Genomic DNA, 12,962 nt, shown 5'->3' with positions numbered 1-12,962 from the left:
GAGGCCCGGGAAAGTCGACTGGCGCAAACGAATGAGCCCGTTTGCTTGACCATTTGGCGTGCGCTGGGGACACTTCGGCTCCGCGCGCCCAACCCGGGCGCGTGTCTTCTTGTGTCCGGCAGTGTTTCTGCCGAACTGATCATGCAACCGCGTTCTTCCCTGCTCGATCGCATCGCTCCGCCAGAAAGTCTTTGGCGCGACGGCAATTTCATGTGCGTCTTTTGGGCGACGACTTTGTCCGTGCTCGGCACCGCGGTCACTCAGATGGCACTGCCGCTCACCGCCATCCAGATGCTCAACGCCTCGGCGTCCGATATGGGTGTGCTGGCGGCCTGCAGGCTGTTGCCGTTCATTCTCGGGCTGCCTGCCGGCGCATGGATCGATCGCTCCCGCAAGCGTCACATGGCGATTGCCTTCGATCTGTTCGCAGCAGGCGGGTTGTTGGTGATTCCGCTCGCCTACGAGTTGGGCATGCTGTCGATGCCGATTCTGTACGTGGTGGCGGCCATGGTATCTACCACCGAAGCCATCGGCGGCTCGGCGCTGCAGGTCTTTGTGACGAAGCTGGTCGGTCGCGAGCGTCTGGTGTTGGCCAACAGCCGTCTCTCTGGAGCATCTTCGGCCTCGATGGTGGCTGGGCCCGCCTTGGCCGCGGCGCTGGTGGCATTGGCGGGCGCACCGCTGGCGATCATCGCCGATGCGGCCAGCTTTGTTGTTTCTGCATTCCTGCTGTCGCGTACCCGCTTCGACGAAGTGCCGTCGATTCACAGCGGTGATTTCTGGGCCGAGGTGAAAGAAGGCTTGGTGCTCGTCTGGCGCACGCCGATGCTACGCGCCCTGGTGGCGGTGGTGTTCGTGTGGATTACGCTCGAAGACAGCTTCAAGGCGCTCTACGTGCTCTTTGCCTCGCGCGAATTGGGCTTGCCGGCGGGTGACATTGCCATTCTCAATACGATGGGGGCTTTGGGCGGCCTGCTTGGCGCGGCACTCGCGCATCCGCTGGAGCGGCGCCTGCATATCCGGCGCGCGCTGCCGCTGGGCATTATCGCGGCCGGTTGCGGCTATCTGCTCTATCTGTTGCCGCAGGCCGGTGGCGGTTACACCGCTTGGGCTGCGGGCGCCGCACTATTGGTGGTCGATTGCGGCTCGGCCATCTACGTCGTCAATTATCTGAGCCTGCGCCAACGGGTGACGCCCGATGCGCTGCTGGGCCGCATGGTGACCAGCATGCGTTTCCTGACGATTCTCTTCGCGCCAATCGGCACGATCCTCATCGGTCACGCGGGTGACGTATTCGGGCTGGTCGCGACCTTCACCGGGATCGGCCTGGCCTGTGTGGCGCTCGGGCTGGCGGCGTTCCGCTGGTTGCCAGGAAATCAGGCTCGTACGTAGTCGACGAAGTCGAATGCGTGTTCGTTGCGATCGTCCGCTGCGTGCGGCTCGCGATGTGTTTCGGCGAACCCGGCAATCGCGGGAAAGTGAGCGTCGCCTTCGACCGCGGCGTGTACTTCGGTGATGTGCAGGGCGTTCGCACGCGGCAAGGCTGCGACATAAAGCTGGGCACCGCCAATGACGAACACCTGCGGCACGTCACCGGCGGCGCGCAGCGCTTCATCGAGCGAATGCACGACTGTCGCGCCTTCGAGCTGCAGGCCGTCCTGGCGCGTGATGACGATGTTGTGGCGACCCGGTAGCGGGCGCCCAAGCGAATCCCACGTCTTGCGCCCCATGACGATCGGGTGCCCGAGCGTGAGCGCCTTGAACCGTTTGAGGTCGTCCGACAGTCGCCATGGCAGCGCGTTGTCGCGGCCGATGACGCCGTTGTCGGCCACTGCGGCAATCAACGCAATGCGGGGAGCGCTCATACCGCCACCGGTGCCGGGATATGCGGATGCGGGTCGTAGCCTTCGATGGCGAAGTCTTCGAACTTGAACGAAAAGATGTCGCGAACGTCAGGGTTCATGACCAGGCGCGGCAGCGGGCGTGCTTCGCGCGACAGTTGCAGTTGGGCCTGGTCGAGGTGATTCAGATAGAGGTGTGCGTCACCCAGCGTGTGCACGAAGTCGCCAGCCTTCAGTCCGCAAACCTGGGCGATCATGTGCGTGAGCAGGGCGTAGCTCGCAATATTGAAAGGCACACCGAGGAAGATGTCCGCACTGCGCTGGTAGAGCTGGCATGACAGCTTGCCGTCGGCCACGTAGAACTGGAACAGTGCGTGGCAAGGCGGCAGTGCCATCTTGTCGACCTCCGCCGGGTTCCAGGCGCTGACGATATGCCGACGTGAGTCGGGGTTCTTCTTGAGGCCTTCGACCAATTGCGTGATCTGGTCAACCACGCGGCCGTTGCCGCCTTCCCAGCGGCGCCATTGCTTGCCATAGACCGGGCCCAGTTCGCCACTCTCATCCGCCCATTCGTCCCAGATCGAGACCCCGTTGTCCTTGAGGTACTTGATGTTGGTGTCGCCCTGCAGGAACCACAACAACTCGTGGATGATCGAGCGCTGGTGCAGCTTTTTGGTCGTGACCATCGGAAAACCTTCCGCGAGGTCGAAGCGCATCTGCCAGCCGAACACGGACAACGTGCCGGTGCCGGTGCGGTCGGCCTTGCGATGCCCGTGCTCGAGCACGTGGCGCATGAGTTCGTGGTACTGACGCATGGGGATGAAAAGAGGTCGGCCGGAAGCGGGGCGGTCATTGTACCGGCCGCACATCGCATCGTGTTGCGTTGCCTCCGACCTGACGACGGGATCGGGTACAATCCGCGTTTTGTTTCGTTTCCCGGCGACCTGTGAAGACCACTTTCCTCGATTTTGAGCAGCCGATCGCCGATCTTGAGACCAAGATAGAAGAACTCCGGTTCGTTCAGGATGATTCTGCTGTCGATATCTCCGAAGAGATCGCGCGCCTTGAAGTCAAGCGCCAGGCGCTCACCAAGGACATCTACGGCAAGCTGACCCCGTGGCAGATCGCGCAAGTCGCACGCCACCCGCAGCGGCCGTACACGCTGGATTACGTTCAGCACATCTTTACCGATTTCGAAGAGCTCCACGGCGATCGCGCTTTTGCGGACGACAAAGCCATCGTCGGCGGTCTGGCGCGCTTCAACGGCCAGAGCTGCGTGGTGATCGGCCACCAGAAGGGGCGCGACACCAAGGAAAAAATCCGCCGCAATTTCGGCATGCCGCGCCCCGAGGGCTATCGCAAGGCGCTTCGTCTGATGCGTCTAGCCGAGAAATTCAGCGTTCCGGTCTTTACGTTCGTCGACACGCCGGGCGCCTATCCCGGCATCGATGCCGAAGAGCGCGGCCAGTCGGAAGCCATCGGCCGCAATCTTGCCGTGATGGCCGAACTGCGTGTGCCGGTCATCACCACCATCATCGGCGAAGGCGGCTCGGGTGGTGCGCTGGCAATTGCCGTGGCCGACCAGGTGCTGATGATGCAGTTCTCCACCTATTCGGTGATCTCGCCTGAAGGGTGCGCGTCGATTCTGTGGAAGAGCGCCGACAAGGCTGCCGAAGCGGCCGAGACCATGGGTATCACCTCTGCTCGCCTCAAGTCGCTGGGTTTGATCGACAAGATCGTCAATGAGCCGGTGGGTGGTGCTCACCGCGATCATCGTGCCGTGTCGCAGACGCTCAAGCGCGCTCTGCAGGATGCACTACGCGGCCTGTCCGACCTGTCGACGGACGCGCTTCTCGAAAAGCGCTACGAGCGCCTGATGAGCTACGGCAAGTTCAAGGAAGTCGCAGCCTGACATCCGCGCCGGCGATGTGCCGGCGCGTTTCTCTCAAGACGGGCGTCTGCACTGGCGCCCACTGATCGCGGAGCTTCGAGTGCCGGCGGTCGATTCCATTCCTGACCTGTTGTTGGGTCGCCTGACCGCGCGAGCCGAGGCTTTGCCGGCGCGCGGGCGGCGCCTGCTCGTCGGCCTCAGCGGCGGGCTCGATTCCACCGTGCTGCTGCATCTGCTTGCGCGGATCCACCTCGACGCAGGCTTTGCCCTGGAGGCTGCCCACGTCCACCACGGTCTGAATCCTCGTGCGGACGAATGGCTCGCGCACTGTCGCCATGTCTGTGCGGCACTCGGTGTGCGTCTGCATGAATGCCGCGTAACGGTGACCGCATCCGGCAAGGGGCTGGAGGCGGCCGCGCGCGAAGCGCGTCACTCGGCGCTGGCGGCAATATCGTCCGACTGGATCGTGCTGGCGCACCATCGCGGCGATCAGGCCGAGACGCTGCTGCATCGCCTGGTGCGCGGAGCGGGCGTACATGGGGCTGGCGCCATGCGTGAGCGCGACGCGGAGCGCCGTCTGTGGCGTCCGTTGCTTGATGAGTCTCGGACGGCATTGCTCGTCTGGGCGCAGGCGCAGGGGCTGAGCTGGATCGAAGATGACAGCAATGCGGATGTCACCTTTACGCGCAACCGGCTACGTCACGAAATCCTGCCTTTGCTGGAGACTCATTTCGGAAGCGTCGAAGGCAATCTGGCTCGTGCTGCCCGCCATTTTGGCGAAGGGGCGCAGCTCCTTGATGATCTGGCGGCGATCGATGCCGATGCAGTAATGCCGTCCAAGCCCGGCTCGCGCGGGCGTTTGCGCGCTTTGTCGGCCTCGCGTGCGAGGAACCTCTTGCGTCACCTGCTTGCGTTGGCAGGCGCACGGATGCCGGATTCGGCGCGCCTGGACGACGCGCTGCGTCAATTGCATGGCGATGCCGCCGTGCGGGTGCCTATGGATGCTGTATGGCTGTGCGCCTACCGCGATCGCGTGTGGCTCGAGCAGAACGCTGCGGTCGAGCAGCCGGTTGTCTGGCAGGGCGAGCCTCTGCTGGCCTGGGGTGATGGCCAGGTTCGCTTCCTGAGAGTCGCGACTGGCGGGCTGGCGCTGGCCCCCGGCTGTTTGCTCGGACTGTCGGACGGGCATGACCGGCTGCGACTTCATGTGGGCGGCCCGTCCCGTCCGTTTCGTCTGTTGTGTCAGGAGGTCGGAATCCCTCCGTGGTGGCGGGCCCGGTTGCCGGTTTTGCGGGACGCTGCGGGTGTTCCGATCTGGATTGGCGGGGTCGGCGCGAACGTCGACAGCGCCGCAGCGGAGGGTTGTTCCGGGTGGTCCGTGCGCTGGGAGCCTTCGCGCAATGCGCATGATGCGCTGTGCCTTGACTCGTAACGCTATTTCTTACCGGACCGGGGGTGGTCCTGATAAAATAACAGGTTAATTTTTATACCAACCAACCCCAAAGTCCCTGGAGAAACTCTTATGGCAATCGAACGTACGCTGTCGATCATCAAGCCCGACGCCGTCGCCAAGAACGTGATCGGCAAGATCTACCAGCGTTTCGAAGACGCCGGCCTGAAGGTCGTGGCCGCCCGCATGGCGTACCTGTCCGAGCAGGAAGCCGGCCAGTTCTATGCTGTCCACAAGGAGCGTCCCTTCTACAAGGACCTGGTCAGCTTCATGACCTCCGGCCCGGTGATGATCCAGGTACTCGAAGGTGAAAACGCCATCGCCAAGAACCGCGAGCTGATGGGCGCAACCGATCCCAAGAAGGCCGACAAGGGTACCATTCGCGCCGATTTCGCCGACAGCATCGACGCCAACGCCGTGCACGGTTCCGATGCGCCTGAAACCGCGGCCGTGGAAGTCGCCTTTTTCTTCCCGGCGATGAACGTTTTCAGCCGCTAAGACAGGACAGGGGCGGGCACCGTCGGGCGACGCCCCGCAGAAGCACATGCAGAACCTTCTCGATCTCGATGCCAGCAGTCTGACCGCGTGGTTCGCCGAAATGGGCGAGAAGCCCTTCCGCGCGCGCCAGGTGCTGCGTTGGGTGCATCGGTTCGGCGAGTCCGATTTCGATGCCATGACCGACGTGGCCAAATCCTTGCGCGCGCAGCTCAAGGACACGGCCTGCGTGGTCTCGCCCACGCCAGTGCGTGACTCGGTCTCGTCCGATGGCACCCGCAAGTGGTTGTTGGACGTCGGCAATGGCAATGCGGTGGAAACGGTGTTTATCCCCGAGACCAACCGCGGCACCCTGTGCGTTTCGTCGCAGGCGGGGTGTGCGCTCGATTGCGCCTTCTGTTCGACAGGCAAGCAGGGTTTTAATCGCAACCTGAGCGCAGCCGAGATCATCGGCCAGTTGTGGCTTGCCAACCGTTTGCTCGGCGCCGACAAGGCGGGTGAGCGCGTGGTGAGCAATGTCGTCATGATGGGCATGGGCGAGCCGCTGGCCAACTTCGACAACGTCGTCGCCGCGCTCAACCTCATGCTCGACGACAACGCCTATGGCCTGTCGCGTCGCCGGGTGACCGTATCGACGTCCGGCATCGTGCCGGCTATCGACCGCCTGCGCGAGGCCTGCCCGGTGGCGCTGGCGGTGTCGCTGCATGCACCCAACGACGCGCTGCGCGACGTGCTGGTGCCCATCAACAAGAAATACCCGCTGAAAGAGCTGCTGGCGGCCTGCAACCGTTACCTGGAGCGGGCGCCGCGCGATTTCATCACTTTCGAATACGTCATGCTCGACGGTGTGAACGATTCAGAGGCGCACGCCCGCCAATTGGTGGATATCGCCCACCAGGTGCCGTGCAAGTACAACCTCATTCCGTTCAATCCGTTCCCCAACTCGGGCTTTCGTCGCTCGAGTACGCCTGCTATCCGCCGTTTCGCGCAGATCCTGATGGACGCCGGTATCGTCACTACCATCCGCAAGACACGCGGGGATGACGTGGACGCCGCCTGCGGACAGTTGGCCGGCCAGGTGCAGGACAAGACCCGCAGAACCCGAAACCGAGTGGTACCGATCAGCGAGGTGCGTGAATGAGGAAGTTGGTGATTGCCGGGTGCGCAGTGTTGCTCTCAGCCTGCGCGACGAACAATCCTGTCGGGCCGTCGACCCAATCCATGGCGCGGCCCGAGTCCGACCAGGCAAGTACTTCGGACGCCCGCTCGAAAGCCAAGATCCACGTCGAACTGGGCACGGCATATCTGGAAGGCGCCCGTTTCTCCGTGGCGCTCGATGAGGCCCGGACCGCTCTGGCGTATGACAACAGTTACGCGCCGGCTCACTTGCTGCTGGCGTCGGTTTTCAGCTATCTCGAGCAATACGATCAGGCCTTGCCTGAGTTCGAAACGGCTTCGCGCCTGGCGCCGGGTGACCCCGAAGTCAATAACTCCTACGGTTGGTTCCTGTGCTCTCGCGGACGGGAGAGCGAAGGCCTGCAGCGCCTGCTGCAGGCCGCGCGCAATCCTTACTACAACACGCCGGGCAAGGCCTATACCAATGCCGGGCTCTGCTATGTGCGGATGAAGGATGACGCCAGCGCCGAGGCGCAATTCACCCGCGCCTATCAGCTGGATCAAGGCAATCGCGTCGCGTTGTTCCAGTTGGCGTCCATTTCTTACCGGGCTGGCAAGTACGAGGGGGCCAAGCAGTGGCTGGCGATCCTTCAGCGTCAGATGCCTGCCAGCACGCCGGAAACCCTTTGGCTGGGCCTGCGTATCGAGCGCAAGCTGGGCAATCGCCCCGCCGAATCCACCTATGCCATGCAGTTGCGCCGCGATTTCGCGACCTCCGACGAATACCAGGCTTTCATGCAAGGGAAATACGAGTGACGGATCGTCTTGCCGATACCCATCCCGAAGGGGGGGCGATGGCCGATGGGCAAGTCGTGCCCGAGGCGGCTGCGACTGAGGTGCCTGTGTGGCGCAGTCTGGCTGAAGCACGCGAGGCGCGTGGCTGGTCCGTGCAGGAGGTGGCGAGCCATCTGAAGCTGACCGTACGACAGGTCCACGCGATGGAAGAGGGCGCCATCGAGCAGCTTCCGGGGCTGGCCTTTGCACGAGGCTTCGTACGCAACTACGCGCGGCTGCTTGATCTGGACCCGGCGCGCTATCTTGATGCGCTCGAGCCGATGCAGGCTGCGCCGCAGTCGCTCGAGTCTCCCATGGAAGACCTGGGCCGTCTGCCCGGCGGCAGCGCGATCGGACGCTATCCGGCGCTGCCGGCCGCCGCGCTGACCTTGGCGCTGTTGGTGCTCGTGGTATGCGGTTGGTACTTCGGCTGGTTCGAACCGCGCGAAGAGGCTTCACTGGCAGACGTCGTGGCTCAGTCCGAGGCGCGTGCCAACATGGAAGCCGAGGCTTCGGCTGCGCTGGCGTCGGCTCCGATCGTCGCCAGCGTTGAGTCGGCCCCCGTAGCCGCTCCTGTTGCGAGCGCGCCGGTGGTTGCGCAATCCGTGCCCGTGGTGGTCGCCCAGTCCGCACCTCAGGCTGCGGCTTCGGCCCCCTTGGCAGCGGGCGAGCAGCGCGTGCGCTTCAATTTTTCGGGCGAGTCCTGGGTCGAGGTTCGCGACGGCGGCGGCAAGGTGATTTTTTCGCGCCTGAATCCAGCTGGTTCGGAGACCGAAGTCCAGGGCGCCGGGCCGTTGTCGGTTACCGTCGGCAATGCAGCGCAAGTGAAGGCGACCGTTAATGGCAAGGCGTTCGATATCCAGCCTTTCATTGCAGCCGGCAAGACCGTGGCTCGTTTCAAATTGCAGTAGGCCGCATCATGGATCAGAAAACCAACTCCGCTCCCCAGGCCGCAGGCGCCAGTGCCCGCCGTGCGACGCGTCAGGTCGCCATCGGCAAGGTGCGTGTTGGCGGAGAGGCGCCGATCGTCGTTCAGTCGATGACCAACACCGATACGGCCGATCACATCGCCACGGCCGTTCAGGTGGCCCAGCTGGCTCGTGCCGGATCGGAGATGGTGCGCATCACCGTCAACAATGATGAGTCGGCCAAGGCGGTGCCCAAGATCCGAGAGCAACTGCTGAAGATGAATGTGGATGTTCCCTTGATCGGAGACTTCCACTACAACGGGCATACCTTGCTGGCTGATAATCCGGCCTGTGCCGAGGTGCTCGACAAGTACCGCATCAATCCCGGCAACGTTGGCAAGGGCGCTAAGCGAGGCACGCAGTTCGCGCAGATCGTCGAAATGGCGTGTCGTTACGACAAGCCGGTGCGTATCGGTGTGAACTGGGGCAGCCTTGATCAGGCCGTGCTGGCTCGGATGATGGACGACAACGCGCGCCGTGCGGAGCCCTGGGATGCCGGCGCAGTGATGCGCGAAGCGCTGGTCGTGTCGGCGCTGGAGTCCGCTGCTCAGGCAGAGGATGTCGGCCTGACAGCCGACCGCATCATCCTGTCATGCAAGGTTTCGAGCGTGCAGGATTTGATCGCCACCTATCGTGAACTGTCGCGTCGCAGCGAATACCCGCTGCATCTGGGTTTGACCGAAGCTGGCATGGGCAGCAAGGGCATCGTGGCATCGACCGCGGCGCTGGCCGTGCTGTTGCAGGAAGGTATCGGCGACACCATTCGCATATCGCTCACGCCGGAACCCAACGGCAGTCGCGCGCAGGAAGTCGTCGTCGCACAAGAGATCCTGCAGAGCATGGGCTTGCGCGCCTTCACGCCGATGGTGACCGCATGCCCCGGCTGTGGGCGCACTACCAGCACGTTCTTCCAGGAACTGGCGCAATCGGTGCAGAGCTATGTTCGCGACATGATGCCGACTTGGCGCACCCAGTACGACGGCGTCGAAAATCTCACGCTCGCCGTGATGGGGTGCGTGGTGAACGGCCCGGGCGAAAGCAAGCACGCCAATATCGGCATCTCGTTGCCGGGAACGGGCGAAACGCCTGCAGCGCCTGTATTCATCGACGGCGAGAAGGCCATGACCTTGCGTGGCGACAACATAGCCGAGGAGTTCCGCGGCATTCTCGACAATTACGTCGCAACCAAGTACGTCCGCAAGGCAAGCTAAGAAGACGAGGCGCAGCCGTCCCCTCGGCGGCGCACAACAACATATGGCACAACAGAAACTGCAAGGCATTCGCGGCATGAACGACCTGCTCCCCGATGAGGCGGAGCGCTGGGAGGCGTTTGAAGAGATCGTCCGCGACTGGCTCAAGAGCTACGGCTACCGACCGATCCGCACCCCCATCCTCGAACCGACGGCGCTGTTCGTCCGCGGAGTGGGCGAGCATACGGATATCGTCGAGAAGGAAATGTACTCCTTCGAAGACCGCCTCAACGGCGAACAACTGACCATGCGCCCCGAAGGGACTGCTGCCTGCGTGCGCGCGGTCACCGAGCACAATCTGCTGTACGGTGCTTCGCAGCGCCTGTATTACATGGGCCCGATGTTCCGCCACGAGCGCCCGCAGAAAGGTCGCTACCGCCAATTTCATCAAGTGGGCGTGGAAGCGCTGGGTTTTTCCGGGCCGGATGTCGACGCCGAACTCATCGTCATGTGCCGGCGTCTGTGGGACGATCTCGGACTCGAAGACGTCACGCTCGAGATCAACTCACTCGGCGACGCCGCTGAGCGCGCACAGCACCGTCAAGCGCTGATCGCTTACCTGGAGCAACACCAGGACGTGCTGGACGACGACGGCAAGCGCCGCCTGCACAGCAATCCGCTGCGCGTGCTGGATTCCAAGAACCCTGCCATGCAGGAAGTGATCGAAGCCGCCCCGAAGCTGATGGACTTCCTCGGTGAAGAATCGCTCGAGCATTTCGAAGGCGTCACCGCACTGCTGCGTGAGGCAGCCGTGCCGTACCGCATAAACCCACGGCTTGTCCGGGGGCTGGACTATTACAACCGCACGGTTTTCGAGTGGGTCACCACGCGCCTCGGAGCTCAGGCTACCATCTGTGCCGGCGGCCGCTATGACTCGCTGATCGAGAGCCTCGGCGGCAAGCCTGCGCCCGCAGCGGGTTTCGCCATGGGCATGGAGCGCGTCATGATGATGTGGATGGACGGGCAGGAGTCCGGCCCTGTTTCGCGTCTGGACGCCTATGTCGTGTACCAGGGCGACGCAGCGCAGCGGCTCGGTTTCCGTCTCGGCGAAGAGCTGCGTGCGGCGGGATTCTCGGTAGTGTTCCACTGCGGCGGCGGCAGCTTCAAGGCGCAGATGAAGAAGGCCGATGCTTCCGGTGCGACCTATGCGATCGTCATCGGAGAAGATGAGGTCGCCACGCAGTCAGTGTCGCTCAAGCCCCTGCGCGAGGGTGGCGAGCAAGAGCGCATCGCGGTCGATGCACTGACTGATGAATTGGCTGAGCGTATCTACGGCTCGGAAGAGTAACCGGATTTTTTAGCAATACGGACAAGAGACGAACATGGCGGCTTACGACCTCGAAGAACAAGAGCAACTTGCCTCGATCAAGGCATGGTGGGAGAAGTGGGGCAACATCATCACCGGCGTGCTGGTGGTGTGCGCCGTGGTCGTCATCGGCTGGCGTGGCTGGGGCATGTACCAGGACAGCCGTGCAGGAGACGCCAGCGTGGCGTTCGCATCGCTGACCGATGCCATCCAGAAGAAAGACGTCAACGCAGTCAAGAGTATTTCAGCCAAGCTCGAGTCGGACTATGCCGGCACGGCCCAGGCGGACCTCGGCGCACTGCTGGCGGCCAAGGCCGCACTGGATGCCAACGACACGGCTGCCGCCAAGGTGCAGTTGCAATTCGTGGTGGACAAATCCAAGGACGCGCTGCTGCGTGACACCGCCCGTCTGCGTCTGGCCGCGCTGCAGGCTGACGAAAAGGCATACGACCTCGCGCTCAAGACGCTCGAAGCCGCGCCGGACCCCGCTTTCCTGGTGCGCTTCCTCGACTTGCGCGGTGACATCCTGGTTGCCAAGGGCGCGCTGACCGATGCCCGGACGACCTACCAGGCGGCCATCGACGAAATCAACAAGAGCACAGAGCAAAGCCCGCTCAAGCAGCTGGTGCAGAACAAGCTCGACGCCCTTGGGGGGGCCTGATCATGCGAGCCTTGCGCAGTGCGATTCTCTTCGCCGCCGTTGTCCCCATGTTGAGCGGCTGTTTCCTGTGGTCCAAGTCGGATAAGGGGCCCCAACCGACGCCGCTGGTCGCATTCCAGCAAAGTGCCGACTTGCGCACCGTCTGGCGCAACAACGTTGGCGATCTGGAAGACACCTTGCTGCGCCCCGCAGTGTCTGGCACGTCGGTCTTCGCAGCAGCCCAGAACGGCAATATCGTCCGCATCGACAACGGGCAGGAAAGCTGGCGCATTCGGGCGCCGAGCAAACTTGTCTCCGGCGTGGGCTCCGATGGCAAAGTCGTCGTCGCGGGCAGCGCCACGGGCCAACTGTTTGCCTTCGGGGCGGACAAAGGCGACCTGCTGTGGCGCATTCCGCTGGCTGGCGAATTGACGTCCGAGCCGCTGGTCGCCGACGGCCTCGTCGTGGTTCGGGTGGGTGACAATCAACTGCTGGCCTACGACACCAAGGACGGCAAGCGCCGTTGGGTGTACCAACGCGCGCAGGCTCCGCTGTCGCTTCGCACCCACACGGGCCTGACGCGTCTGGACGACGCAGTGTTGGCGGGCTTCCCGGGTGGCAAGCTGGTCGCACTGTCCGCGGGTTCTGGTTTCCCGCGTTGGGAGGCCTCGATCACTCAGCCCAAGGGTTCGAATGAACTCGAGCGCATGGTCGACGTCGTCGGCAATCCGGCCATCAGCGGCGAGTCAGCCTGCGTTGCCTCTTTCCAGGGGCGGGTCGGCTGCGTCGTGGCGCGTAGCGGCGTGCTTCAGTGGACGCGCGACATTCCGTCCGTCTCGGGCGTGAGTGCTGACGATCGCTTCGTGTACGTGACGGACGAGTCCGGCGCAGTGTACGCACTGGATGTGCGCACGGGGGCGTCGGCCTGGAAGCAGGACAAGCTCATGTATCGGGGGGTCGGTCGTCCGTTGGCGATTGGCAACCAATTCGTCGCGGTGTCCGATCAGCAGGGCTGGATTCACGTGCTGGATCGTACCGATGGCCATTTCGTGGCGCGCACGCAACTGGATAGCTCAGGCATTTTTGCGCCGCTGGTGAAGTACGCCGACAGCTTCGTCGCACAGACGAAGAACGGCGCGGTTTTCATGCTGTCAGTCCGCTGACGGCTCTG

The 12,962-nt window shown here is 63.4% G+C and carries 13 protein-coding genes; 11 read left to right on the top strand and 2 right to left on the bottom strand.

The window, feature by feature from the left end; genetic code table 11:
- The first annotated feature begins 141 nt into the window (after positions 1–141).
- Positions 142–1,392, top strand: a complete 1,251-nt coding sequence (locus ACDA63_RS03850; protein WP_373661854.1) for an MFS transporter — start codon at positions 142–144, stop codon at positions 1,390–1,392.
- Here the strand turns inward: ACDA63_RS03850 and ACDA63_RS03845 are convergent.
- Both ACDA63_RS03845 and ACDA63_RS03840 read right to left on the bottom strand, forming a co-directional pair.
- Positions 1,377–1,865, bottom strand: coding sequence for a dihydrofolate reductase (locus ACDA63_RS03845; protein WP_373661853.1), 489 nt, complete (start codon positions 1,863–1,865; stop codon positions 1,377–1,379). The two genes, ACDA63_RS03850 and ACDA63_RS03845, sit on opposite strands and share 16 nt — an antisense overlap.
- Positions 1,862–2,656, bottom strand: coding sequence for a thymidylate synthase (locus tag ACDA63_RS03840; RefSeq protein WP_373661852.1), 795 nt, complete (start codon positions 2,654–2,656; stop codon positions 1,862–1,864). The genes ACDA63_RS03845 and ACDA63_RS03840 overlap by 4 nt, the downstream gene beginning before the upstream one ends.
- Before the next feature lie 131 nt (positions 2,657–2,787).
- Between ACDA63_RS03840 and ACDA63_RS03835 the strand changes: the two genes are divergently transcribed.
- From ACDA63_RS03835 to bamB, 10 genes are all read left to right on the top strand, one after another.
- Positions 2,788–3,753 (top strand): acetyl-CoA carboxylase carboxyltransferase subunit alpha, encoded by a 966-nt coding sequence (locus tag ACDA63_RS03835; protein WP_373661851.1) that lies wholly within the window; start codon positions 2,788–2,790, stop codon positions 3,751–3,753.
- A 16-nt stretch (positions 3,754–3,769) separates the two neighbouring features.
- A complete protein-coding gene (tilS, locus tag ACDA63_RS03830; protein ID WP_373661850.1) occupies positions 3,770–5,164 on the top strand; it encodes a tRNA lysidine(34) synthetase TilS in 1,395 nt (464 codons plus the stop codon).
- A gap of 90 nt (positions 5,165–5,254) precedes the next feature.
- The gene (gene ndk, locus ACDA63_RS03825) at positions 5,255–5,680 is read left to right on the top strand and encodes a nucleoside-diphosphate kinase (RefSeq protein WP_373661848.1); all 426 of its coding nucleotides are present in this window, start codon (positions 5,255–5,257) and stop codon (positions 5,678–5,680) included.
- A gap of 46 nt (positions 5,681–5,726) precedes the next feature.
- Positions 5,727–6,818: a 23S rRNA (adenine(2503)-C(2))-methyltransferase RlmN gene (rlmN, locus tag ACDA63_RS03820; protein WP_373661847.1), complete on the top strand. Its 1,092-nt coding sequence runs from the start codon at positions 5,727–5,729 to the stop codon at positions 6,816–6,818.
- Positions 6,815–7,609, top strand: a complete 795-nt coding sequence (gene pilW, locus ACDA63_RS03815) for a type IV pilus biogenesis/stability protein PilW (RefSeq protein ID WP_373661846.1) — start codon at positions 6,815–6,817, stop codon at positions 7,607–7,609. The genes rlmN and pilW overlap by 4 nt, the downstream gene beginning before the upstream one ends.
- Positions 7,606–8,538, top strand: coding sequence for a helix-turn-helix domain-containing protein (locus ACDA63_RS03810; protein ID WP_373661845.1), 933 nt, complete (start codon positions 7,606–7,608; stop codon positions 8,536–8,538). The genes pilW and ACDA63_RS03810 overlap by 4 nt, the downstream gene beginning before the upstream one ends.
- Positions 8,539–8,546: 8 nt before the next feature.
- The gene (gene ispG / locus ACDA63_RS03805) at positions 8,547–9,806 is read left to right on the top strand and encodes a flavodoxin-dependent (E)-4-hydroxy-3-methylbut-2-enyl-diphosphate synthase (protein WP_373661844.1); all 1,260 of its coding nucleotides are present in this window, start codon (positions 8,547–8,549) and stop codon (positions 9,804–9,806) included.
- Between the two features lie 43 nt (positions 9,807–9,849).
- Positions 9,850–11,133, top strand: a complete 1,284-nt coding sequence (gene hisS / locus ACDA63_RS03800; protein WP_373661843.1) for a histidine--tRNA ligase — start codon at positions 9,850–9,852, stop codon at positions 11,131–11,133.
- Between the two features lie 34 nt (positions 11,134–11,167).
- Entirely contained in the window at positions 11,168–11,812 is a 645-nt protein-coding gene (locus ACDA63_RS03795; RefSeq protein ID WP_373661842.1) for a YfgM family protein, read from the top strand.
- A 2-nt stretch (positions 11,813–11,814) separates the two neighbouring features.
- Positions 11,815–12,954 (top strand): outer membrane protein assembly factor BamB, encoded by a 1,140-nt coding sequence (bamB, locus tag ACDA63_RS03790; RefSeq protein ID WP_373661841.1) that lies wholly within the window; start codon positions 11,815–11,817, stop codon positions 12,952–12,954.
- Positions 12,955–12,962 lie beyond the last annotated feature (8 nt).

This window comes from Uliginosibacterium sp. sgz301328 (assembly GCF_041807905.1).
In the GTDB taxonomy this organism is placed as follows: Bacteria; Pseudomonadota; Gammaproteobacteria; order Burkholderiales; family Rhodocyclaceae; genus JBGVSA01.
Note: the sequence above shows the minus strand (reverse complement) of the source record. Positions and strands in the feature narration are given on the sequence as shown.